This window comes from Escherichia sp. AM3 (genome assembly GCF_032029835.1).
Classification (GTDB): Bacteria; Pseudomonadota; Gammaproteobacteria; order Enterobacterales; family Enterobacteriaceae; genus Escherichia; species Escherichia coli.
This window is the reverse complement of record NZ_JAVUPQ010000793.1, coordinates 1-311: the sequence shown is the minus strand read 5'-3', so window position 1 is coordinate 311 and position 311 is coordinate 1. Positions and strand designations below refer to the sequence as shown.

1 protein-coding gene is annotated in these 311 nt (G+C 60.8%); it reads left to right on the top strand.

Annotated elements, in window-relative coordinates:
* Nucleotides 1-311: LysR substrate-binding domain-containing protein (locus tag RTW80_RS28400; RefSeq protein ID WP_312721443.1), on the top strand; the 311-nt coding region annotated here is incomplete at both ends.

The following is a 311-nucleotide window of genomic DNA, read 5'->3' as shown; positions in this document are numbered from 1 at the left end:
GTGTTCGAATTAAAAATCCTCGATCGGGAGCCGATGGTGGTGGCGCTGCATCGCGATCATCCTCTGGCGGCATGTGGCGATCTGGCGCTGGATGAGCTGCGGGATACGCCGGTGGTGCTGTTCCCCCAGGAGGTAGCACCGGGGCTGTATGACCGCGTTTACGGCAGCTGCGAGCGGGCCGGGATCGATATGCAACACACGCTGCAATCTTCACAACTTTCCTCTTCCCTGAGCATGGTTTCCGCCGGCGGCGGGTTCGCGCTGGTGCCGAAATCCATGGCCGCTATTTCTCCCCCGAATGTCACCTACCA